Annotated in this window: 20 protein-coding genes; 15 read left to right on the forward strand and 5 right to left on the reverse strand. The window is 60.7% G+C overall.

Features of this window, described 5'->3' with window-relative positions:
- From HMPREF3160_RS10030 to pheT, 4 genes are all read left to right on the forward strand, one after another.
- The coding region (locus HMPREF3160_RS10030; protein ID WP_218078977.1) for a hypothetical protein at positions 1–190 on the forward strand (190 nt) is incomplete at its 5' end.
- A gap of 224 nt (positions 191–414) precedes the next feature.
- A complete protein-coding gene (locus HMPREF3160_RS07675) occupies positions 415–1,236 on the forward strand; it encodes a hypothetical protein (protein WP_070507845.1) in 822 nt (273 codons plus the stop codon).
- Between the two features lie 42 nt (positions 1,237–1,278).
- Complete coding sequence (gene pheS / locus HMPREF3160_RS07680) at positions 1,279–2,373, forward strand: phenylalanine--tRNA ligase subunit alpha (RefSeq protein ID WP_070507847.1); 1,095 nt, start codon at positions 1,279–1,281, stop codon at positions 2,371–2,373.
- Between the two features lie 3 nt (positions 2,374–2,376).
- Entirely contained in the window at positions 2,377–4,923 is a 2,547-nt protein-coding gene (pheT, locus tag HMPREF3160_RS07685; RefSeq protein ID WP_070507849.1) for a phenylalanine--tRNA ligase subunit beta, read from the forward strand.
- A gap of 129 nt (positions 4,924–5,052) precedes the next feature.
- On the opposite strand, the gene HMPREF3160_RS07690 is transcribed toward pheT, so the two are convergent.
- On the reverse strand, positions 5,053–6,018 hold the full coding sequence (locus tag HMPREF3160_RS07690) for a quinone oxidoreductase family protein (protein WP_070507850.1): 966 nt from the start codon (positions 6,016–6,018) through the stop codon (positions 5,053–5,055).
- Positions 6,019–6,174: 156 nt separating this feature from the next.
- Between HMPREF3160_RS07690 and argC the strand changes: the two genes are divergently transcribed.
- The 6 genes from argC (at position 6,175) to HMPREF3160_RS07720 (ending at position 12,392) form a co-directional block, all read left to right on the forward strand.
- The gene (argC, locus tag HMPREF3160_RS07695) at positions 6,175–7,206 is read left to right on the forward strand and encodes an N-acetyl-gamma-glutamyl-phosphate reductase (protein WP_035757476.1); all 1,032 of its coding nucleotides are present in this window, start codon (positions 6,175–6,177) and stop codon (positions 7,204–7,206) included.
- Positions 7,206–8,429 (forward strand): bifunctional glutamate N-acetyltransferase/amino-acid acetyltransferase ArgJ, encoded by a 1,224-nt coding sequence (gene argJ / locus HMPREF3160_RS07700; RefSeq protein ID WP_083285548.1) that lies wholly within the window; start codon positions 7,206–7,208, stop codon positions 8,427–8,429. The genes argC and argJ overlap by 1 nt, the downstream gene beginning before the upstream one ends.
- Before the next feature lie 140 nt (positions 8,430–8,569).
- Positions 8,570–9,496, forward strand: a complete 927-nt coding sequence (gene argB, locus HMPREF3160_RS07705; RefSeq protein ID WP_070507881.1) for an acetylglutamate kinase — start codon at positions 8,570–8,572, stop codon at positions 9,494–9,496.
- 48 nt (positions 9,497–9,544) lie between these two features.
- Positions 9,545–10,831, forward strand: a complete 1,287-nt coding sequence (locus HMPREF3160_RS07710) for an acetylornithine transaminase (protein WP_052048649.1) — start codon at positions 9,545–9,547, stop codon at positions 10,829–10,831.
- A complete protein-coding gene (gene argF, locus HMPREF3160_RS07715) occupies positions 10,828–11,799 on the forward strand; it encodes an ornithine carbamoyltransferase (RefSeq protein WP_070507853.1) in 972 nt (323 codons plus the stop codon). Before HMPREF3160_RS07710 ends, argF begins: the two co-directional genes overlap by 4 nt.
- Complete coding sequence (locus tag HMPREF3160_RS07720) at positions 11,796–12,392, forward strand: arginine repressor (protein WP_083285549.1); 597 nt, start codon at positions 11,796–11,798, stop codon at positions 12,390–12,392. Before argF ends, HMPREF3160_RS07720 begins: the two co-directional genes overlap by 4 nt.
- Positions 12,393–12,434: 42 nt before the next feature.
- On the opposite strand, the gene HMPREF3160_RS10100 is transcribed toward HMPREF3160_RS07720, so the two are convergent.
- Positions 12,435–12,983 (reverse strand): ankyrin repeat domain-containing protein, encoded by a 549-nt coding sequence (locus HMPREF3160_RS10100; RefSeq protein WP_218078978.1) that lies wholly within the window; start codon positions 12,981–12,983, stop codon positions 12,435–12,437.
- A gap of 122 nt (positions 12,984–13,105) precedes the next feature.
- Between HMPREF3160_RS10100 and argH the strand changes: the two genes are divergently transcribed.
- Positions 13,106–14,578 (forward strand): argininosuccinate lyase, encoded by a 1,473-nt coding sequence (argH, locus tag HMPREF3160_RS07730; RefSeq protein WP_070490743.1) that lies wholly within the window; start codon positions 13,106–13,108, stop codon positions 14,576–14,578.
- 43 nt (positions 14,579–14,621) lie between these two features.
- Positions 14,622–15,230 (forward strand): adenine phosphoribosyltransferase, encoded by a 609-nt coding sequence (locus HMPREF3160_RS07735; RefSeq protein WP_256174178.1) that lies wholly within the window; start codon positions 14,622–14,624, stop codon positions 15,228–15,230.
- Positions 15,231–15,337: 107 nt separating this feature from the next.
- On the opposite strand, the gene HMPREF3160_RS07740 is transcribed toward HMPREF3160_RS07735, so the two are convergent.
- Together HMPREF3160_RS07740 and HMPREF3160_RS07745 are read right to left on the reverse strand one after the other, a co-directional pair.
- Positions 15,338–16,252, reverse strand: a complete 915-nt coding sequence (locus tag HMPREF3160_RS07740; protein ID WP_035757466.1) for a hypothetical protein — start codon at positions 16,250–16,252, stop codon at positions 15,338–15,340.
- 269 nt (positions 16,253–16,521) lie between these two features.
- On the reverse strand, positions 16,522–17,391 hold the full coding sequence (locus tag HMPREF3160_RS07745; RefSeq protein ID WP_141739873.1) for a hypothetical protein: 870 nt from the start codon (positions 17,389–17,391) through the stop codon (positions 16,522–16,524).
- A gap of 282 nt (positions 17,392–17,673) precedes the next feature.
- On the opposite strand from HMPREF3160_RS07745, the gene HMPREF3160_RS07750 reads away from it, so the two are divergent.
- The 3 genes from HMPREF3160_RS07750 to HMPREF3160_RS07760 all read left to right on the forward strand — a co-directional run bounded on the left by HMPREF3160_RS07750 (position 17,674) and on the right by HMPREF3160_RS07760 (position 21,962).
- On the forward strand, positions 17,674–19,974 hold the full coding sequence (locus tag HMPREF3160_RS07750; protein ID WP_070507857.1) for a HelD family protein: 2,301 nt from the start codon (positions 17,674–17,676) through the stop codon (positions 19,972–19,974).
- 49 nt (positions 19,975–20,023) lie between these two features.
- The gene (tyrS, locus tag HMPREF3160_RS07755; protein WP_256174179.1) at positions 20,024–21,322 is read left to right on the forward strand and encodes a tyrosine--tRNA ligase; all 1,299 of its coding nucleotides are present in this window, start codon (positions 20,024–20,026) and stop codon (positions 21,320–21,322) included.
- 124 nt (positions 21,323–21,446) lie between these two features.
- The gene (locus tag HMPREF3160_RS07760) at positions 21,447–21,962 is read left to right on the forward strand and encodes a ferritin (RefSeq protein WP_035757376.1); all 516 of its coding nucleotides are present in this window, start codon (positions 21,447–21,449) and stop codon (positions 21,960–21,962) included.
- A gap of 256 nt (positions 21,963–22,218) precedes the next feature.
- Here the strand turns inward: HMPREF3160_RS07760 and HMPREF3160_RS10105 are convergent.
- On the reverse strand, positions 22,219–22,416 hold a 198-nt coding region (locus tag HMPREF3160_RS10105; RefSeq protein WP_218078979.1), incomplete at its 5' end, for a hypothetical protein.

Consider the following 22,416-nt stretch of genomic DNA (forward strand, 5'->3'; position numbering starts at 1 on the left):
AACCACGGTTGATCAGACACCGATCTGGCTCTCAGCTGTGATCTTCGTGCTCGGTGTCATCGCGGCCGCTCTGATGGTTGCTCTGGCCGTCACTCCAAGAAAGAAAGCATCGAAGCCGGACACCGGAGCGGACACCGGAGCGGACACCGGAGCGGACACCGGGGCCGATGCCGCTGAGGGCAACGCATAAGCGAGGACGTGACCCGTTTGCGCCCGTTTCTATCCGTCCTACTTCCCGTTCGCGGCACCTTCTCTTGAAGCAGTGGCGGGGGACTTGCCGCAATGTGCTTTCTGTAAACATGGCGGCACCAATTAGGCTATATATGGCCGTCCCCTATGGAGCTGCCTGGCTGTGGCCTTGAAGCGCCTAGCCATGCAGTGTCCAGTCTCAGCCGTCGTACAAAGTAGGAGATTATGAAGTTCACCAAATCTTTCCGTGCAATGACCGCGGCACTTTTCGCTGGCGCTATGGTGCTGACTGGTTGCTCTGCCGGAGGTGATGGCGCATCGAATGCAAAGCCTGAGGTGAATAAATTCACGTACGATGTCGAGCTCGAGGCTGACGTCCGGACTCCGGAGAAGCTCGAGGGGAACGTCGATGTGCAGCTTGAGCTGACCGAAAAGATGCTGCAGGAACAGCGCAAGGCGGGCGGGGACGATAAGTTCTCGGCTAAAGCCCAGCTCGAGGGGGTCAAGCAGGTGCTGGCTTCACGGGTCGGCATTGATGAGAAGAAACTGAAGGTCGTCGAGAAATCGGAGCAGGACGCGCATCTGATCGCAGAAGACCTCACGATGCAAGAAGTCACCGATCTCGTCGCGGTTCAGGCCGAGTACACCAGTGATGGAACATATCTCGCGCAGGTGTATCCGATGGTTATTGCCGGCAACCAGCAGCAGGGCACCGTTGCAGAGCTCAACTTGACTCTGCCAGCGGCGATCACTGAGGCGAATACCGGTGGCCAGATTAGCGGCAACACTGCCACATGGACTACCGAGAACCTTGAAGAAGCTGTCAAGGCGAATGAGGCTCCGGAGTTTCTCACCGCTGAAACCCGTCCCGCAACCACGGTTGATCAGACACCGATCTGGCTTTCAGTTGTGATCTTCGTGCTGGGCGTTATCGCGGCCGCTCTGATGGTTGCTCTGGCCGTCATTCCAAGCAAGAAGACGTCTAAGTCGTCAAATACCGCGAAGCCAAACACCGCGGGCACCGATGCTGCCGAGGGGAACGCGTAAGCGTCGCCACTTCTTTCGTATAGATAGGACTGACTAACATCCATGGAGAAAGAAACTGCTGTGCCAGAGTCTCCAGCGCAGGTAGCTACAGAGATTCCGCCGGTTCCGCATCCGACTGATGAAGCCGCCGTTGAGGCTGTTGTTGCGGCCGCGTTGACGGCGTTCGAGAAGGCAAGCGATCTTGACGAGCTGAAAGCCGCACGCCTGGCTCACCTGGGTGACAAAGCGCCGATCACGCTCGCTAACCGCGGCATCGGCAAGCTTGAAAATAAGGACAAGGCAACCGCCGGTAAGCTGCTCGGTGGCGCCAAGGGCCGCATCAATAAGGCGTTGGCGGCACGCACCGAGGTTCTTGAAGCGGAGCGTGCGGCCCGTCGTTTGCGTGAAGAGACCGTGGATGTCACGGCTCAGCCGCGCCGCACCGTCTTAGGTGCACGCCACCCGCTCTCGCTTCTGCAGGAGCGCGTTTCGGACGTGTTCGTCGGCATGGGATGGGAGATCGCCGAGGGCCCCGAGGTTGAATCCGAGTGGTACAACTTCGATGCGCTGAACTTTGACCAGGACCACCCGGCACGCGAAATGCAGGACACGTTCTTCGTGGACCCGCCGTCCCAGCACCTGGTTTTGCGCACCCACACGTCGCCGGTTCAGGTGCGTTCGATGCTGGACCGCGACGTCCCGATCTATGTCTTGTGTCCGGGCCGCACGTTCCGCACCGATGAGCTGGACGCGACTCACACCCCGGTTTTCCACCAGTTTGAGGGTCTCGCAGTGGATCAAGGCCTCACTATGGCGGACCTCAAAGGCACGCTCGAGCACTTCGCACGCCAGATGTTCGGCGTGGAAGCGAAGATCCGTTTGCGTCCGTCCTACTTCCCGTTCACGGAGCCATCCGCTGAGCTGGATATTTGGCATCCGAACGCTAAGGGCGGCCCGCAGTGGATCGAATGGGGCGGCTGCGGCATGGTGCACCCGAACGTTCTGCGTTCCGGCGGCATCGACCCGGACGTGTACTCGGGGTTCGCGTTCGGTATGGGTGTTGAACGCACCCTGATGTTCCGCAACATGGTCCCTGACATGCACGACATGATCGAGGGCGATATCCGCTTCAGCCAGCACTTCGGGATGGAGATCTAAGCAATGCGTATTCCACTTTCTTGGTTGCGTGAGTTCACCGAACTGCCTGAGGGTGCTCGCGCGGAAGACCTCATGAACGATGTGGTCCGTGTGGGCCTTGAGGAAGAGGCCGTTCACCGTCCCCTCGATGAGCTGACCGGCCCGATCGTGGTTGGCCAGGTACTCAGCCGTGAACCGGAGGAACAGAAGAACGGTAAGACGATCAACTGGTGCTCTGTGCGTGTTGTGCCGGAAGGTCAGGAGCAGACGTTGACGGGCGAAGGCATCGATCCGTCCGGTGTTCAGGGGATCGTGTGTGGCGCCCACAACTTCGATGTGGGGGACAAGGTCGTCGTGACCTTGCCTGGCGCTGTGCTGCCAGGGGATTTCCGCATCAGCCCGCGCAAGACCTACGGTCACGTTTCGGCCGGCATGATGGCTTCGGCTCGCGAGCTCGGCTTGGGCGATGACCACGACGGCATCCTCGTGTTCTCAGACCTCGGCCTGGACCCGGAGATCGGCCAGGACGCGCTTCCGTTGCTCGGCTTCACGGATGAAGCCGCTGAAATCAACGTGACCCCGGACCGCGGCTACTGCTTCTCGATCCGCGGCGTAGCCCGCGAATACGCGTTGGCCACCGGCACATCGTTCACCGACCCGGCATCCAAGGTCACCGTGGCCGCGCCGACCGAGGCCGAAGTTGAGACCCGCATCGAGGATCAAGCGCCGATCCGCGGCGTCCAGGGCTGCACGCGCTTCGTGACCCGCGTCGTCACCGACATCGACCCGGAAGCGACCACCCCAAGCTGGATGGCTGAGCGTTTGCGCCTTGCGGGCATGCGTCCGGTCTCGCTTCCGGTGGACATATCCAACTACGTCATGTGGGAGCTCGGGCAGCCGACCCACTGCTACGACCGCGATAAGCTCACCGGCGGCATCACAGTGCGCCGCGCCGAGGCAGGCGAGAAGCTCGTGACGCTGGATGAGAAGGAACGCGAACTCAACCCTGAGGACCTCGTGATCGCGGACGAATCCGGGGCGATCGGCATCGCCGGCGTCATGGGTGGCGCCTCCACCGAGGTCTCGGATGAGACCCGCACGATCGTGATTGAGGCAGCGAACTTCGACCCCGTCAGCACGGGTCGCAGCCGTCGCCGCCACAAGCTGCCGTCCGAGGCCGCTAAGCGCAACGAGCGCGGCGTGGACTGGGACATGGCCTCCGTGGCCGCCCAGCGCGTCGTGGACCTGCTGGTCGAGCTCGCGGGCGGCCGCGACACCGGCAAGGGCGCAGACGTGGGCGAACGCCCAGAGCCAACGCTCATCCACGTTCCGGCGCACTACCCGGCCGAGCGCGTCGGCATCGAATACACCGAGGAACAAATCGTATCCGCGCTCGAAGGTGTTGGCTGCGAACTCAACCGCACCGATGAAGGCGGGGACGTCACCGTTCCGCTGTGGCGTCCAGACATGACCATCGCTGATGACGTCGTCGAAGAGATCGCGCGCGTGGTCGGCTACGAAAACATCCCTTCCTCAATCCCGGTTCCACCGCCAGGCCGTGGGCTGACCGTGGCTCAACGCAGCCGCCGCCGCATCAGCGATGCGCTCGCCGGCGCCGGCATGACCGAGGTGCTCGCGTACCCGTTCGTGTCCCAGGCTCAGAACGCGGCGTTCGGTTCCACTGAAGCCGACGCCGAGGTTGAGGCTGTGCGCCTCGCCAACCCGGTGTCTTCCGAATACGGCTGGATGCGCTTGTCGCTTCTGTCGGGGCTCATCGAGATCGCGCGCCGCAATAACGGCCGCGGCTTCCGTGACCTCGCACTCTTCGAAGGTGGGCTTGTGTTCTTGCCTGCCGAGATGCAGGGCCCGGTCGAGTTGCCTGCGGGCGGGGAGCGCCCATCGGCGGATGTGCTCGCGGAGCTGAACGCGACCGTCCCTGTTCAGCCGTGGCACATCGCTGCTGTCATGGTCGGTAAGGCCTCCCGCGCGGTTCTCGGCGAGACCGAACGCGCGTGGGACTGGGCGGACGCAATCGATGCCGCGCGCCTCGTCGCTGACACGTTGGGTGTTGAGCTCGTGGTCCGCCAGGGCAGCCACCACTCGTTCCACCCGGGCCGTGCCGCGCGTCTTGAGACGAAGGACGGCCAGCTCGTGGGCTGGGCCGGGGAACTTCACCCTGACTGGTTGGCCTCCCAAGACCTGCCGGAACGCATGGTCGCGATGGAACTGGACGCCGAGGCGTTGATCAACCGGATGCCGGAAGCCGTGATCGCTGAGCCGCTCACGACGTTCCCTGCCGCTACGCAGGATGTTGCGTTGACGTTGGCGGCAGATACCCCTGCCGCCGATGTCCTCGAGACGTTGCGTGAGGGCGCCGGCGAGCTGCTGGAGCACATCGAACTGTTCGATGACTACCGCGGCAAGGGCATCGAAGAAGGCCAGAAGTCGCTCGCGTTCGGTATGCGTTTCCGCGCTGCTGACAGGACGCTGACAGCCGACGAGGCCTCCGAAGCCCGCCAAGCGGCAGTGCAGCTGGCGGCCGAGAAATACGGGGCCCAACTGCGCGGTTAGCGTGGCGAACGGCTAGCGCAATATGTAGCTAATACAGCGTGTAGCTAATGCAGTGAACAGATGATCGGGGCGGTGTCACACGGCACCGCCCCGATCATGTCTGTATTGGATCAGTACGTTTGCGTTGGATTAGATGGTGAGCACGAGTTTGCCGGTTGTCTTGCCGCTTTCGAGGTCGGCGTGGGCTTGGGCGGCGTCGGCGAGGTCGTAGGTGCCTCCGATGCTGACCTCGAGTTCACCGTCGGCGAGCATCCCGAATACGTCGTTGGCCCGCCACTGGAGCTCTTCGACGGTGAGGCAATAGTGAGCTAGTGACGGCCGGCAGACGCTGATCGAGCCTTGGGCGTTCAGACGTTGTAGGTCGAAGGGCGGAACCTGTCCGGATGCGCCTCCGAAGAGCACGAGCATCCCGCGGGTCCGCAGGCTTGCCAGTGAGTTGTCAAACGTGTCTTTCCCGACGCCGTCGTAGGCGACATCCACGCCGCGGCCGTCGGTAACCTCCAGGACCTTCTGAGGCACTTCATCGTATTTGAGTACGTAGTCCGCGCCTTTGGATTTCGCGATCGCGGCTTTTTCGTCACTAGAGGTTGTGGTGATCACGGTCGCGCCCTTGGCTTTGAGCATCTGCGTCATGAGCCCACCCACACCGCCGGCGCCGGCGGTCGTGAGAACCACATCGCCCTCTTGGACGTTATAGGTCGAGTTGATGAGGTAGTGGCTCGTGAAGCCCTGCAACGGTAACGCTGCCGCGGTCGTGAGGTCGAGCCCGTCCGGGATGCGCGCGAGCTTGCTCTCCTCAACGAGCATGTATTCGGAATAAGACCCGCGCCCACCTGCGGTCGCGACAGCATCCCCAACCGAGAAGTTAGTCACACCCGGCCCTACCGCGGCCACGGTGCCAGCACCTTCGCTGCCGGGAATGAACGGCAGGTCCACGGAATAGACGCCGCTACGCTGGTACGTCTCGATGAAGTTCACGCCTGCGGCAGCGACCTTGATCAGAACCTGGTTTTCGCCCGGTTCGGGAACCTCGATGTCGGTGAGGGTGAGGACCTCGGGGCCTCCGGTGTGTTTCATCTGGATCGCGCGGGCCATGCTGGCCTCCTTTGCATATTTTTTTGATTCGAGATTCTCGCGCTCTGATAGAACGCAACTCAACGCTTATAGCGGGGTGGAGGTAGGGATCATTCCCGGCCCGTCATCATTGCATAACTATTCGTTGGAGTGAATATGGCGGCGTATCATGTGCTTATGACGTATTCGGTAGCGGTTTCGGGAGCCACAGGTTACGCTGGCGGCGAGGTTTTGCGCCTGCTCACCCAACATCCACATGTCAGCATTGGCGCAGTCACGGCGCATTCGAGCGCAGGCGAGCGGTTGGGTGTTTCGCAGCCGCACTTGCGTTCGTTGGTAGAGAGGGTGGTTGAACCTACGAACGCTGAGACTCTCGCTGGCCACGATGTGGTGTTCCTGGCATTGCCGCACGGAGCTTCCGCCGAGATCGCTGAGCAGCTTGGCGAGGACGTGTTGGTGATCGATGCGGCAGCGGATCACCGCCTCGAAGACCCAGTTGCATGGGAGAAGTTCTATGGAAGTGAACATGCTGGTTCGTGGCCGTATGGCCTGCCTGAGCTACCGGGGCATCGCGAGAAGCTTCGCGGCACCAAACGCATCGCGGTACCTGGTTGCTATCCGACCTCAGCGCAGCTGGCACTCGCCCCGGGGATGGCGGCGGGGCTCTTAGAACCGCAGGATGTTGTCATTGTTGCGGCCTCCGGTACCTCAGGTGCCGGCAAGTCCCTCAAACCGCATCTGCTGGGTGCGGAGACGATGGGCGGGATGAGCCCGTACGGCGTCGGTGGGATGCATCGGCACACCCCGGAGATCGAACAGGGCCTGAGCGCGCTAGCCGGTGAACCTGTCCAGGTTTCTTTCACACCAACGCTGGCCCCGATGCCGCGTGGAATCCTCACCACGGCCACCGCCCGCGTCAAGCCCGGCGTGAGCGCAGAGCAACTGCGTGAGGCGTGGGTGAACATGTATCAAAACGAGCGGTTTGTGCATGTTCTGCCTGAAGGTCAGTGGCCGCACACCAAAAACGTTGCAGGCTCTAACCATGTTGAGATGCAGCTGGCCTTCGATGCGCACGCCGGCCGCGTCATCGTGACCGCGGTGGTGGACAACCTGACCAAGGGGACCGCAGGGGGCGCGGTTCAGTCGATGAACCTTGCGCTCGGATTGGAAGAACATGCTGGTTTGCAGCAGGAAGGTATGGCTCCGTAATGAGCAAACATGTCAGCGTTGAACCGCTTCCGGAATACACCTCAGCAGATGCCGCCCGCGAGCTCGCGGGCGTGACGGCCGCGAAGGGTTTCCGGGCCTCGGGCGTCACCGCAGGTTTGAAGCCTTCAGGTACGCCAGATGTTGCGTTGGTTGTCAATGACGGCCCGGACTATGTAGCCGCGGGAGTGTTCACGACTAACCGCGTGTGCGCGGCCCCGGTGCGTGTTTCGCGTGCCGCGCTGGAACGCAACCGTTCTGCGCACGCGATGGTTTTGAACTCGGGTGGCGCAAACGCGTGCACTGGTCAGCAGGGGCTCGCGGATGCGTTGGCTACCCGCCAGCACGTCTCGGACCTGTTGGGTTGTGAGCCTGACCAGGTTCAGGTCGCCTCCACCGGCATGATCGGTGTCCTGCTCCCGATGGATACCTTGTTAGCCGGCACGGATGAGGCGTTCAAGCAGCTATCGGTTGATGGTGGGGCGGATGCGGCCCACGCGATCATGACTACCGACACCGTCGCTAAGCAGGCTCAGGTGACTGCTGAGGCCGGCTACACGATCGGCGGGATGGCCAAGGGCGCCGGGATGTTGGCACCGGGGCTCGCGACGATGCTCGTGTGCATCACAACCGATGCGGAGATTGAGCAGCACAGGCTTGAAGCCGCGCTGCAGCAAGCTGTCGAAGTGTCCTTCAACCGGGCTGATTCGGATGGTTGCATGTCCACGAATGACACCGTGCTGATCATGAGCTCAGGCGCATCCGGTGTCAAGGTGGATGAGGAATTCGAGCAGTTGCTCGCATCCCTCTGCGTAGACCTTGCACGCCAGCTGGTCAGCGACGCGGAAGGCGCAAGCCACGACATCGCTGTCACAACCATCAACGCAGCCTCCGAGGCCGATGCACTCGAAGTCTCCCGTGCTGTGGCGCGCTCCAACCTCTTCAAGACCGCGATCTTCGGCAACGACCCGAACTGGGGCCGCGTGGTCTCCGAGGTCGGCACCACACAAGCCGTCTTCGAACCCGAGAACCTCAGCGTAGCCATGAACGGCGTCTGGGTTGCCCGCAACGGCGGGGTAGGGGACTCCCGCGAGCTCGTGGACTTATCAGCCCAACGTGACGTGCACGTCGAAATCGACCTGCACGCAGGTGAGGCAACGGCGACGATCTGGACCAACGACCTCACCCACGACTACGTCGAAGAAAACTCCGCGTACTCAACCTGAGCTCACCGCACCCGTCGCTACCGCCCCTCAACCGATAAGGAAACCTCGTGAGCACCCCAGACCCCGGCCCACAAGACCCCGCCCAACAGAACCCAGCTCCAGACAACCCGGCACCGCAGACATCGTCGATTAAGACGCCGATCAATCAGCGTTCCCAAGCGGAACGCCTCGCGCTCGCCGCCCGCAAAGCGGAGGCGCTGGTTGAGGCTCTGCCGTGGATTCAGCGTTTCGCTGGAACGCGCATGGTCATCAAGTATGGCGGCAACGCGATGATCAATGACCAGTTGCGGGAAGCGTTCGCTCAAGACATCGTGTTTCTGCATCACATGGGTGTTCATCCGGTCGTGGTTCATGGGGGTGGGCCGCAGATCAACGCGATGCTGGACCGTCTGGGTGTCGAGTCTGAGTTCCGTGGCGGGCTGCGGGTTACGACTTCGGAGACCATGGATATTGTGCGGATGGTCTTGACGGGGCAGGTGGGCCGCGAGCTGGTGGGTTTGATCAACTCGCATGGACGGTATGCCGTGGGGCTTTCGGGCGAGGACGGTCAGTTGCTGCGTGCCAGCCGTCGCGGCACGGTGGTTGATGGTCACGAGGTCGATTTGGGGCTTGTGGGGGAGGTGACCGGTGTTGATCCGAGCGCTGTCGAGGACCTGATCGATGCCGGCCGTATCCCTGTGATCTCAACGGTCGCCCCGGAGATCGATGCGTGGGGTCAGCCAACGGGCGAGGTCCTCAATGTGAATGCCGATACCGCCGCCGCGGCTCTCGCTGGCGCGTTGGGTGCCTCCAAGCTCGTGATCCTCACGGATGTTGAGGGTCTATACGCGAATTGGCCGGATAAGGATTCGCTGATTTCTTCGCTGACCGTCAGCGAGTTGGTTGAACTGTTGCCTTCGCTGGAGTCGGGGATGATCCCTAAGATGACAGCGTGTTTGGCGGCGATCGAGGCTGGGGTGTCTCGCGCGCACATCGTGGATGGGCGGAAACCGCACAGCATGATGTTGGAGATTTTCACGTCCGCTGGCGTTGGTACGCAGGTGGTTCCGAACGGTGAGGAGGGCTGAAACGTGAGTGTTGAAGATTACGATGCGGTAGCGCAGTCAGCGTTGGCGCTGGCTCAGGAGGCGAGCGGCTCCCATAGCGCGGCTTCGGAGACGGGCGAGACCAATGAGAGCCTTTTAGGACGCTACAAGGAAAGCCTCATGGGTGTGTTCGGCACGCCGCAGCGCCCCCTGGTGCGTGGGCGGGGCTCGTACGTGTGGGATGCCGACGGTAATCAGTACCTGGATCTGTTGGCCGGTATCGCAGTCAACGCTTTGGGACACGGGCACCCTGATGTGGTGCGTGCCGTGTCTGAGCAGATCTCCGCGTTGGGGCATGTCTCCAACTTCTTCACATCTCCTGCGCAGGTGGCGCTGGCCGAGAAGATTTTGAAATTGGCTCAAGCGCCTTCCGGATCTGCCGTGTTTTTCACTAATTCGGGTACTGAATCCAATGAGGCGGCACTCAAGCTGGCCCGCCGCAATGCCGGCACTGATGAGAAGCCGCGGACCCGCATCGTGGCTTTGAAGCAGGGTTTCCACGGCCGCACGATAGGTGCGTTGTCTATGACGTGGAAGCCGGAATACCGTGCCCCGTTTGAGCCGCTGGTACCTGGTGTCGAGTGGATTGAGCCAGGTGATGTTGATGCGCTCACAGAGGCGGTGGATGAGACGGTTCAGGCCGTGATTGTTGAACCGATTCAGGGTGAGGCCGGGGTGCGTGAGCTTCCCGAGGGCTATCTTGAGGAGGTCCGTAGACTGACCCGTGAGCACGGGGCGTTGATGATTGTCGATGAGGTGCAGACCGGTATCGCGCGCACAGGCGAGTGGTTCGCATCGTTGGCTCGGGTCACCCCGGATGCGATGACGTTGGCTAAGGGCCTCGGTGGCGGTATGCCGTTGGGTGCGTTGGTCACGTTTGGTGAAGAGAACTCGAAGCGTTTGAGCGCAGGCCAGCACGGGACGACCTTTGGCGGTAACCCGGTCGCTACCGCGGCGGGGCTCGCGGTCCTTCAGGCTCTGGAGTCTGAAGGGATCCTGGCCCACGTCAAAGAAACGGGTGCATGGCTTGCCGAACAACTTGCGCAGCTACCGGAGGTGGAGTCTGTTCACGGTAAGGGTTTGCTGCTCGGGGTTGAAGTGGGCGAGGGGATCGCACCCCGCATGGTCCGCGTCGGGCTTGATGCCGGTTTCATCATCAACGCAACCGGGCCATCGACGGTCCGCTTGGCTCCGCCGCTGAACATTTCCCGCGATGAGCTACAGACATTCCTTGAGGCGTTCCCGCAGATTCACGCTGAAGCACAGTTTCACGCTGAAGCCGTGAAGGCGGCGCAGAAGGAGGGCACGCAATCATGAGCTCGGTACGTCATTTCTTGAAAGACACAGATCTGAGCCCTCAGGAACAGAACCGGGTTCTAGATATGGCTGAGCGCCTGAAAGCTCAGCGGTGGTCGCGCTCGCCGCTGGCGGGCCCGCAGACTGTGGCCGTGATTTTCGATAAGACCTCAACCCGTACGCGACTCTCGTTCGCGACCGGGGTCGCTGACTTGGGCGGGCACGCGCTCATCATCAACCCGGGCGAGGCGCAAATGGGGCATAAGGAAACCATCGAGGATTCGGCGAAGGTTTTCTCCCGCATGGTTGCTGCCGTTGTGTGGCGTACGTTCGCCCACGCGGACATCGAGGAGTTTGCGGCCCATGCGAGCATCCCGGTCGTGAACTCCCTGACCGATGACTACCATCCGTGCCAGATCCTTGCTGACCTGCTGACCATCCGAGAACACAAGGGGAAAACCGCCGGCTTGAGCATCGCGTACCTTGGCGATGCCGCTAACAACATGGCGAACTCGTATCTTTTGGGGTGCGTGACCGCGGGTATGCACGTGCGGATCGCAGGCCCTGAAGGTTATCTTCCGGCCTCGGACGTTGTGGCGGAGGCGCAGAAACGCGCGGAAGAAACCGGCGGCAGTGTAGTGGTGACAACTGATCCGGTCGAAGCGTTGAAAGACGCCGACGTGGTGGCCACGGACACCTGGATCTCGATGGGCCAGGAAGATGAGAAAGAGCAGCGGCTCAAGCTGTTCACGGATTACGCAGTCGATGATGCCGCGATGAGCCACGCTGCCGCGGACGCGATCGTGTTGCACTGTTTGCCGGCCTACCGCGGTTTCGAGATCTCCGAGTCGGTGATCGACGGGCCCCAGTCGGTGGTGTTCGATGAGGCAGAGAACCGTCTTCACGCCCAGAAGGCTCTCTTGACGTTCTTGCTGGATGAATCCGGCCTGGCAACGGACACGCCGAAAGACCAGGAGGGAAGCGCATGAGCGAGACGGCACATTCCTCCGCGGGCTCCGCACAGAGCTCCGCACACAGCTCAGCGGCGGGGCTGAAGACCCCAACCCAGTTGACCACCAAGACAGCCCGGCAGGCGCGTATCCGCGAGATCCTCAGTACCGCGTCGGTGGGTTCGCAGGCCGAGCTGGTCAACATTCTTGCTGACGAGGGTTTCCACGTCTCGCAAGGAACGCTCTCACGCGACCTTTTGGATGTTGGCGCTGTACGGGTGCGTGGGGCCAACGGTACGGGATACGTGTACCGTTTGTTGGCTGATGGTGAGGACTCCGCCGCGTTGAGCCGCCCACACGCGAGTGCTGCGGGGGAACCGGAAGCGTGGGGTGGCAAGCTCGCTCAGCTGTGCACCCAACTACTGGTCGCAGCTGATTCGAGCGCGAACATGGCGGTTCTCCACACCCCGCCAGGGGCCGCAAATTTCTTGGCGCAAGCGATCGACCGCGCCGCTATCCCTCTGATTCTGGGGACGGTGGCAGGCGACGACACGGTGTTAGTGATCACGCGTGAGCCGCACGGCGGGGACGATGTGGCCCGCCGATTCCTCGAGATCGCAGGCGCGATATAGACGCGTCGGGTGCCTGATAGCTAGCCCGCTTGCGCTCGCCGACTACTCGGGTGAGCCCTCCAACAGCGGTAGTAGCGCTGTTTGGCCGAAGGTTTTCGCAGTATCGACCGCGTTGGGAGCTCCCGCATCGGGCCGTGCGCCGCGTTCCAGAAGCGCGCGCACGAGTGGCTCGTCACCGCGGAACACGGCGCACGTGAGGGCTGACTGATTCGACTGATTGAGGTAGTTGACCTCGGCGCCGGCCTCGTCGATGAGCGCGAGCGCGAGCTCGCTCTGGCCTGAATAGGCGGCAAGGATCAAAAACGTGTCGCCGCGGCTGTTCTGGATTTCAGCCGGAATACCCTGCTTGACGTATTCGACCAGCAACATGTCGCCCTCACGGGCCATGTCGAAGAGCTTGTTGAGGAACTCGACCTGTTCATCACTCAATGCCGGCCCGGTGCCACCAACGTGTGGTGGCGCGGCGATTGCTGCTTCGAAGTCCGTTCCGGAGCGGCGGCGCGGATCAGCCGGGTGCAGGGGCTGTGCATCGCCAGCCTGCGCATCGCCTGGCTGCGCGTCGTTTTGGTGTGCATCGTGCGTTCCACTCATAGGCAACATCTTAACGAAGCCTGGGTGGCTCCGTGTCTTTGAACAGTCATAGACGGGGTGGCCATAGATAGAATGGACGGCGGTGCTTTGCGCCCGCAACCCGGCCTTTCAAGGAGTAATACATGACGGCAGAACAGAACGCAGCGCCTCACGGCACGAATGAGGGGTCGTTGTGGGGTGGTCGTTTCGCTGATGGCCCGTCGGATGCGATGGCCGCGTTGAGTAAGTCAACGCATTTCGATTGGCGTTTGGCTCGCTATGACATTGCCGGTTCGAAGGCGCATGCGCACGTTCTGCACCGCGCAGGCCTGTTGAGTGATGATGAGCTCGATGGCATGCTCACTGGCCTTGAGAAGCTGGATGCGGACGTGGTTTCGGGCGCGTATCAGCCGGCTTTAAGCGATGAGGATGTTCACGGTTCCCTCGAGCGTGGCCTGATTGAGCGTACCGGCGCGGAACTGGGTGGGAAGTTGCGTGCGGGGCGTTCGCGTAACGATCAGATCGCAACGCAAGGCCGCATGTTTTTGCGTGACCACGCCCGTTTGATTGCTCGCGGGGTTGTGGATGTTATCGATGCGTTGATTCAGCAGGCGCAAGCGCATCCGTATGCGCCGATGCCGGGGCGTACGCATCTGCAGCATGCTCAGCCAATCTTGTTGAGCCATCATCTGTTGGCGCACGCGTGGGCTCTGTTGCGTGATGTAGAGCGTCTGCGTGACTGGGATGAGCGCGCTAATGTTTCGGCGTATGGTTCTGGGGCACTGGCGGGGAACACGTTGGGGCTGGACCCTAACCGGGTAGCCGCGGATCTAGGGTTCGCCTCCGCTACGTGGAACTCGTTGGATGGTACGGCTTCGCGTGATGTGTATGCAGAGTTCGCGTGGGTGTGCGCGATGATCGGGGTGGATCTATCGCGGATCTCTGAGGAGATCATTTTCTGGGCGACCAAGGAAGCGAACTTCGCGTTCTTGGATGACCGTTATTCGACGGGTTCCTCGATTATGCCGCAGAAGAAGAACCCGGATATCGCTGAGCTAGCTCGCGGTAAGACAGGCCGCCTGATCGGTGATCTGACGGGGTTGTTGGCCACACTGAAGGCTCTTCCGCTCGCGTATAACCGTGATCTGCAGGAAGATAAGGAACCGGTTTTCGATGCCGCGGACACCCTAGAGATTCTGTTGCCTGCGGTTTCCGGGATGATCGCTACGTTGCGTTTCAATACGGAGCGGATGGCTGAGCTGGCTCCGCAGGGTTTCGCCCTGGCTACTGACATTGCCGAGTGGCTGGTCAAGCAGGGTGTCCCGTTCCGTGTGGCTCACGAGCTGTCCGGGCAAGCGGTGTCTCTGGCCGAGTCGAAGGATTGCGAGCTGTGGGATCTCACCGATGAAGACTATGCCGGTATATCGGAAGCGATGACCCCGCAGATGCGTGAGGTCTTGTCCACGCGCGGCTCGCTCGAGGCTCGTTCTGGTCAGGGTGGCACGGCTCCGGATGCGGTGGCACGCCAGTTGGAGGCCCTCATCAAGTCGGTGCATCAGGTGCGTCAGTATGCTGACGGGCCGTTGCATTCCGATTCGTTTGGTCCGCGTGCGTAGAGTTTTTCAAGGAGTACACCTGTTGATGTCGAAGGATGCTGTCATGAGTCATCCAGCGCAGATGCGTGAGAGAACGCAAGCGGGGGATGCGGCTAGTCAGCCGCGCAAGCCGGTGGAAGAACCGGTAGGGGAATCTATTGAGCAGCTGCTGGATCGTTTGTGTGCGATCATCCCGGACCACCCCGAGCCTGGCATCACGTTCCGTGATTTGACCCCGGTTTTCGCTGATGCTGAAGGGCTGCATCGGGTAGTGGATGCGTTAGCTGAGCCGTTCGCTGGTCAGTTCGATGCGGTGGCTGGTTTGGAAGCGCGTGGGTTCTTGTTGGCGTCCGCGGTCGCGTATGCCGCGGGTGTGGGCCTGATGACGGTGCGTAAGGGCGGCAAGCTCCCGCGTGAGGTGTATTCGCGGGAATATCAGCTGGAGTACGGCACTGCCTCCCTTGAGGTTCACCGTGACGCTTTGCCTAAGGGCGGCCGGGTCTTGTTAGTGGACGATGTGCTAGCCACCGGCGGCACCGCAGCTGCGGCGGCCTCATTGGTTGAGCAGGTCGGCGGCACCGTTGCTGGTGTTGCTGTGGTCTTAGAGTTGGATGGTTTGGGTGGCCGAGAGAAACTCGATCCGTGGAAGGTGCACGCTCTGCAGCGCGTCTGAACCGTAACCCACGGGTGCCGAACTCTCTGAAACGGGTTCGGTGACACACGATAGAAGGTGGCCCGGTCGTCATACGACGACCGGGCCACCTTCTATCCTCCTATGGATTAGGAATCCGAGCCGCTACCCGAGGCGCCCGGTCCTCCCGCTCCGCCAGGCATGATTTCGCTCATGTCGACGGTCTCATCCTTGGATGGAGCCTCGATCTTGAACTCCTGGTTGAAGTCGCTGATGCGAGCGCGGCCCTTCAGGTCCTTTGGCATCGGGGCTCCGGAACCTGTGTTGCCGGTGTTGAGCTGATTTTCCGACATAATGTCTTCGCCGCTACCTTCAACAGCGAGGAGGGTTTTGCCGTCAGCGGCGTCGATAAAGAACAAGGTTTCACCGTCTTCTCCAGTGCCCTTGTATTTGAATGCGCTCTGGCCGTTGATCTCTGCAGGCTCACCTTGGTCCTCGACCTTGGAAATATCAAGCGACTCAGCGAACTTGGTGAAGTCTGAAGCGTTTGGAGCTGACTGGCCTGTTTCAGAGAACGGCATCGTCATATATTTACCGCGCATCTTGTCGAAGGTCTCGCGTATTTGCGGTGGCACCTCACCACCTGCGCTGGCGAAAATGTTGTCTAGAAGGTCGTCGCCGAACTTCATGTACATGTTGTCGCCTACGAGCTTCATGTCAAAGCCACCCTTGATTTGCTGGCCACCCTGCGACATATCCATCTTGATCTTCATGTCTGCAGCGACCTGCGGATCAACGGTTTGGACCGAGCTAATCTGCACCTTTCCGTCGGAAGCAGTGAACTCGCCCTGCAACTTGTAGGACTTCAGGTTCTGCAACTGCTGCTTCACATCAGCGCTGATTTCGGAGAACGGCTTTGCCTGCCCCTGAGCGTTGTTGTTCTGCTGCTGGCCGGCCTCACCGTTGTTCGAAGCAGGCGCGTTGCCGTCGTTGCCGCATGCTGTCAAAGCGAGAGCGGAGAGGGAGAGAACGGCAAGCCCTGCGCGGAGCTTATTCTTCATCATTGTTTATCTCACGGTTCCTTTCGTTCCGTGGGATGAACCGCCAAATGAGCGATGCATCGAGGGTGCTCGTCTATTCAAGAGTATCAAGTACGAGTTTTCGTCAGTTTCGTAGACTAACGTTACGGGGTTGCTGAATAGAAATGAAAAATAAACGAACCCCGCCGCAAAATTCTCAGCCTAGGCACATCTTCTGCGAGTCAGCCACACAGGCGCGCCGCACTCAGTGAGGACCGCTCACCACCGGACGCTAGCTAGTCATTGGACGCTGGCTAGTCAGTGGACCAGGGAACTGTTTCGTCTTCCTTTGGCTGTGGAATCAGGGCGGTTTGGTTGAAGCGGCTGAACTGGATGATGTGCCCGTCGATGCGGGTGTCCACGGCAACTAACGCGCGGGAGTCCACATCGATGTAGAGCACTACGTCGTCGGCGCCGACGTATTTGAACACGTCCTGGCCGTTGAGTTGGATCTTCTCTGCTTCCTCGGTGAACGAGTCCCAGTCGATGGTTGAGAGCATTTGGTCGCTCAGTTTCACGGGGTCGAGGTTCTTGAGCTCGGCTTCCTGTGGCGTCATCGTCACGTAGTGGTCGAGGATGTCGTCGACGTTTTCGTCTTGACCGTTTTCACCTCCGGCGCCGAGGCTGCTCCAGAAGACGCGGTCGCCTTTGAGGTAGATGGTCTCATCGTCGAGGATGAGGTTCATTTGGCCGTCCGCGCGGGTGCCGCTCACATGGCCTTCTAGCGCCATAGCGTGGGCGGGTTGGCGGTGGAAAACACCCACGAAGTCGATCGTGAGCCCTTTGAACATCGTGGTTCCGTCAGCTTTATACGTTGACATCGTGGCAAGCGTTTTCAGGATGTCGAAGCGAATGTCAGCGATCTGCGGAGCCGGCGCACCGTCCTCGTCATCTTCTGCATCCGCTGTGGAGCTTGCCGAAGATGCAGCTGGTTTCTTCGACTCCGAGGGGGCCTTCGATGTCGAGGCTTTGGCTTGGGCCGATTCCGGCGTAGCTGAACCCTCGGTTGGGTTATCAGAGCCTTCCGTGTGTGCGGGCGCTTCGTCAGGCGCGTCTTCGTGTGCCGCGGCGCAGCCGTTCAGCACACCCAGCATCGGCACACTCATAACAAGCAGTGCAGCCACACATCGCGCGGTGAACTGTCGTGGCGTGCGAAACTCTGTCACTTCAGACCTTTCCGCCACATCAGAACTTTCTGTCACGTTGGAACTCTCCGCCACATCGGAAATCTCTGTCACGTTGGAACTGCTTATCAAGTGTATGTGAGGGCATGCGGACAAGCGCCTCGAGGCGGGCATGATGTGTGCGTGCGCGTAGAATGGACGGTCGCGCATTTTATTCGCTCATCCACAGCGAGGCGCGGACTTTGCAGGCAGACGCAGGCTCTATAGGTAGGGGGATATCGCGTGCAACAGTCACGGTCTGACAGCACGGAGCAACAGTATGTTTCACAACTGTATGCCCGGGTTGATCAGTTGCGCACCCAGAAGGTTGAACAGCTGAAGAAGGTTCAAACCACGGGCGCGATTGGTAGCGTTCAGAACGCTTCAGAACGTGACTCTTTTGCCGCCCTGTACGAGGACCGAATCGCTCAGCTGGAAGCCGTTGAGCATCGTCTGGTTTTCGGGCGCATCGACCGCAGCGAGGACATCGAGTGGCGCGAGGGCGAACCGGTCATTGAACAGGCGCGCGCCCGCTACATCGGCCGTATTGGGCTCACGGATGAAGATCAGCAGCGGCTGTTGATCGATTGGCGGGCCCCTGAGGCTGCGACGTTCTATCAGGCGACCCCGTTTGAACCGATGGGGGTTGCTCGCCGCCGCCACCTGAGCCTCAAGGGGCGCACGGTGGCCGCGTTCGAGGACGATGTGCTGGACCCTGACCTCGCGACCGCCGAGGGTGCCTCACATTCCGATGGGGCACTCATCGCGGCCTTGACCGCTCCCCGAACGGGCAAGATGGGCGATATCGTCGCCACGATTCAAGCGGAACAGGACCGAATCATACGCGCCCCGATGCGCGGCGTCACGGTCGTGCAAGGCGGGCCTGGCACCGGCAAGACCGCTGTCGCACTGCATCGCGCCGCATACCTCTTATATGAGCAGCGTGAACGCCTGGGCCGCGCGGGCGTATTGATCTTGGGTCCATCGCAGACGTTCATGTCCTATATCGAACGCGTGCTGCCCTCACTAGGCGAGACCGGCGTTGTCATGTCCACCGTCTCGACCCTCTATCCAGGCGTTGACGGTGCGCCGGAAACCAACCGGCAGGCGGCCCGCCTCAAGGGTTCCCTGCACATGGTCGAGGTCATGAAACGCGCGGTGGCGCAACGTCAACGCACCATCCCAGGCAAACGCAAGCTCACCATCGAGGGCCTCACCGTCACGCTGAAACCTAAGACCATCAAGCGGGCGCTCGCCGCGGCCCGTGCGAGCCGCCAGCCGCACAATAAGGCCCGTGAGGTGTTCGTGGATCACGCGGTCGCGGAGATCCTGGAGCTGTACCAAGCCGCTGTTGACAGCGATGGTGTGCAGGGCTCCGAGCAGGAAACCGCGGCGTTGGAGCGCGATGTTCGTGCCAGCCGCGATGTGCGTGTTGCCTTGAATCTGTGCTGGATGCCGTTGACTCCGGAGCAGTTAGTAAGGGACTTGTTCAGCAAACCAGAGGTCCTGGATGCGGTTCTACCGCGGCTCTCGTCTGCCTCGCGTGAGGCATTGTTGCGTGAGCCGGGCGTAGCGTTCACGGAGGCGGATGTTCCTCTGCTGGATGAGGCCGCGGAGCTGTTGGGGCCGTTGCCGGTGGCCTCTAGTGCGCAGCGCGCTGAGAAACTGCAGCGCGAGCGCGATGTTGAGAACGCAAAGAAAGCGCTTGAGAACGTCAACGCGGAGCTTGAAGAGATCGGCGTCGACGGTGTGGTCGATGAAAATATGCTGCTTGAGTTCAACGAGCACCGTGCTACGGGTTTGAGCGCGGTCGAGCGGGCCGAACGCGACCGGGAATGGACCTACGGGCACGTGATTGTGGACGAGGCCCAAGAGCTCACGGCGATGCAGTGGCGGGTTCTGATGCGGCGCGGACCGCTGAAGTCCTTCACGATTGTGGGTGATATTGCGCAGGCCACGACCGTGGGTTCGGCTTCCTCGTGGGCGGATGCGCTGCAGCCGCATGTGGGGAAGCGGTACCGCTTGGAGGAACTCAGCGTGAACTATCGCACGCCTCGGCAAGTGGTTGAGCTCGCGGAGAGGCTCGCACGAGCTGAGGGCCTACCGATTTCTGCGGCTCAGGCTGTGCGGGATGCCGACACTGACCCGATGGTGTGTGAAGTCGCAGACTCCGAGCAGGTGCTCACGCATGCCGGCGATGCCGTGGCTCGCTTCATGGACAAGACAAGCCAAGGCCTCATCGCGGTTATTTGCCCGCAGGCTGAACAGGCTGCCGCGATGGAGGCTTTATCACTGCGGTTTGGTGCCCAGGTGGGAACTGGTGCCGGCGATGCGGCGGCCGGCCAGCGCATCGTGGTGTTGACTACGGATCAAGCCAAGGGCCTCGAGTTCGATGCGGTGGTTGTGCTGGAACCCAACGCGATCGTGGCCGAAGATCACACCGCGGCAGGGCTGTATGTGGCGATGACCCGCACAACGCAGGACCTTGTGGTGATCGCCCCTGAGGGCGATCTGCCGGCGGCGTTACAAACTGAAGATCAATAGTCCGGTTGGTAGCATGACCAATGTGACCGAAAAGGAGAAAGCCGACGTAATGGCACAGACGAACGACCCCTCATTTGACAACATTTTCCAGGAGCTGAAGTGGCGCGGCCTCATGTACGTGTCCACCGATGAGGAGGCCCTGGAGAAGGTGCTGGCAGGGGAGCCTATTACGTATTATTGTGGCTTCGATCCGACCGCCCCGTCGTTGCACTTGGGTAACTTGGTGCAGATCCTGGTTCTGCGCCGCCTGCAGTTGGCGGGGCATAAGCCGTTGGGGCTTGTGGGTGGCTCGACCGGTTTGATCGGCGACCCTCGTCAGACGGCCGAGCGTGTTTTGAACACCCCGGAGACGGTTCAGGAATGGGTTAAGCGTTTGCGTTCCCAGATTGAGCGTTTTCTTTCCTTCGAGGGCGATAACGCCGCACGCATGGTCAACAACCTCGACTGGACCAAGGACCTCACGGCGCTAAGCTTCTTGCGCGATGTGGGTAAGTATTTCCGCGTGGGAACCATGATCCGTAAAGAGACCGTTGCTAAGCGGTTGGCTTCGGATGAAGGTATTTCTTACACCGAGTTCTCCTACCAAGTCCTTCAGGGCATGGACTACCTGAACCTCTACCGCGAATACGACTGTGTTCTGCAGACGGGTGGTTCGGATCAATGGGGCAACCTGACCTCCGGCGCGGATCTGATCCGCCGTGTTGAGGGTGTGTCTGTCCACGCGTTCGGCACCCCGCTCATCACGAACTCTGATGGCTCTAAGTTCGGTAAGTCCGAAGGCAACGCGATCTGGCTGGATGCCGAGATGTGCTCGCCGTACACGTTCTATCAGTTCTGGCTCAACACTTCGGATGCGGATGTGATCGACCGTTTGAAGGTCTTCACGTTCATGCATCGGGCGGAGATTGAAGAGTACGCGAAGAAGGTTGAAGACGAGCCGTTCCGCCGTGAAGCGCAGAAGCGCCTCGCATGGGAAGTGACTTCGTTGGTTCACGGCCCGGAGGCAACCCAAGCAGCGATCGATGCTTCCGAGGCCCTGTTCGGTTCCGGTGAGCTTGCGGCGTTGGATGCTGGCACGGTCGATGCTGTGTTTGCTGAGCTGGGTGGCGCTGAGGCTGCAAGTGGCTCGAATATCGTTGATGTTCTGGTTGCCGCTGGCATCTCTAAGTCGAAGTCTGAAGCGCGCCGTTCGCTGGGTGAAGGCGCGATCAACGTGAACAACGTCAAAGTGACTGACCCTGAGGCGACGTTCGAAACCGGTGAGGGCTTGGGTTCTGGTAGCGGCGAGGAGGACGTCCTGATTCTGCGTCGCGGACGCCGAACGCTCGCCGCGGTTCGCTTGGTCTAAGTGGATTTGGGTTAAAGCGGCTTTGGTCTATGTGGCTTTGGTCTATGTGGCTGATGCCGCTTCCGGTTTCACCTGTAGCGATGAACCCTTCCAACCGGGAGGGGAAGAGCGTAGCATAAAGATCATGACACTGACACCTGATTTTGAAGCCAAGGTTAACGAACAGATCACCCTCGAATTCGAAGCGAACATGGTGTACCGCCAGCTCGCTATCGAGGCTGATAAGCAGGACCTCACGGGTTTCGCGAAGTGGTTGCGCGCGCAGGCCGATGAAGAGATCGAGCACGCCAATAAGTTCATCAACCATCTCTTGACCCGTGACGGGGCCCCGAAGATCGGGGCTATCGCGGCTCCGGATGTGGCGGAGAACGCATCCCCGTTGGAGCTCTTCACAGCCGCACTCGAGCACGAAAAGAAGGTTTCGCAGGCTATCCGCGATCTGTACCGGGCCGCCGATGCCGCTGGCGATATCGATTCGCGTCCTCTTCTGGACTGGTTCATCAACGAGCAGCTTGAGGAAGAGGACACTGTGAGCGAGATCATCGGCCAGCTCAAGCTGGTGGGCAACGACGGATCGGGCCTGTTGCGCCTCGACACTTCGTTGGGAGCTCGTACGAGCGACGGAACTGAAGACGAGTAGTTTCGACATCGAAACGATCTAGCTGAATTAGGGCTTAGAACTAGGGCCTAGCTTTCCTCGCCTGGGTGGTCACCGGCAGTGAGCCGGTGACCACCCAGGGCGTTTAAGCCCGCAAACTCAAGGATTTTTCGAGATCGAAGCGAGCGGTGTGTGGGTGGTTTTGCGTTTTGGTGTGGGTGTGTGTAGAGTATTTTCCTGTTGCCCACACGGATGGAGTGCCGGTTGCCGGTGTGTCTGGTGGACAATGACTCGGGATTCATCTACCGGCTAGGTTTGTTTCTGGTTTTGGTTTGGTGGGGTTTCGGGTTTCATATCTGCCATATGGTTGCTTTCTTGTTGAGGGTTTCCGGGTTGCTTTACCTGGTTTTGTTTTCTTGGAAAGCTTGTGGTAGAGTGAGTATCCGCTCTTGAGTGAAGCGTCCTGGTTTCCTTTCTTACTTCGCATGGTTTGTGT

This window comes from Arthrobacter sp. HMSC06H05 (assembly GCF_001807395.1).
Lineage (GTDB): Bacteria > Actinomycetota > Actinomycetes > Actinomycetales > Micrococcaceae > Pseudoglutamicibacter > Pseudoglutamicibacter albus.

What these genes read in the sequence shown, in the direction of transcription:
- HMPREF3160_RS07675 (WP_070507845.1), top strand. Translation starts at nt 415, where the DNA reads ATGAAGTTCACCAAATCTTTCCGTGCAATGACCGCGGCACTTTTCGCT.
- pheS (WP_070507847.1), top strand. Translation starts at nt 1,279, where the DNA reads ATGGAGAAAGAAACTGCTGTGCCAGAGTCTCCAGCGCAGGTAGCTACA.
- pheT (WP_070507849.1), top strand. Translation starts at nt 2,377, where the DNA reads ATGCGTATTCCACTTTCTTGGTTGCGTGAGTTCACCGAACTGCCTGAG.
- HMPREF3160_RS07690 (WP_070507850.1), bottom strand. Translation starts at nt 6,018, where the DNA reads ATGGCCCGCGCGATCCAGATGAAACACACCGGAGGCCCCGAGGTCCTC.
- argC (WP_035757476.1), top strand. Translation starts at nt 6,175, where the DNA reads ATGACGTATTCGGTAGCGGTTTCGGGAGCCACAGGTTACGCTGGCGGC.
- argJ (WP_083285548.1), top strand. Translation starts at nt 7,206, where the DNA reads ATGAGCAAACATGTCAGCGTTGAACCGCTTCCGGAATACACCTCAGCA.
- argF (WP_070507853.1), top strand. Translation starts at nt 10,828, where the DNA reads ATGAGCTCGGTACGTCATTTCTTGAAAGACACAGATCTGAGCCCTCAG.
- HMPREF3160_RS07720 (WP_083285549.1), top strand. Translation starts at nt 11,796, where the DNA reads ATGAGCGAGACGGCACATTCCTCCGCGGGCTCCGCACAGAGCTCCGCA.
- HMPREF3160_RS10100 (WP_218078978.1), bottom strand. Translation starts at nt 12,983, where the DNA reads ATGAGTGGAACGCACGATGCACACCAAAACGACGCGCAGCCAGGCGAT.
- argH (WP_070490743.1), top strand. Translation starts at nt 13,106, where the DNA reads ATGACGGCAGAACAGAACGCAGCGCCTCACGGCACGAATGAGGGGTCG.
- HMPREF3160_RS07735 (WP_256174178.1), top strand. Translation starts at nt 14,622, where the DNA reads ATGAGTCATCCAGCGCAGATGCGTGAGAGAACGCAAGCGGGGGATGCG.
- HMPREF3160_RS07740 (WP_035757466.1), bottom strand. Translation starts at nt 16,252, where the DNA reads ATGATGAAGAATAAGCTCCGCGCAGGGCTTGCCGTTCTCTCCCTCTCC.
- tyrS (WP_256174179.1), top strand. Translation starts at nt 20,024, where the DNA reads ATGGCACAGACGAACGACCCCTCATTTGACAACATTTTCCAGGAGCTG.
- HMPREF3160_RS07760 (WP_035757376.1), top strand. Translation starts at nt 21,447, where the DNA reads ATGACACTGACACCTGATTTTGAAGCCAAGGTTAACGAACAGATCACC.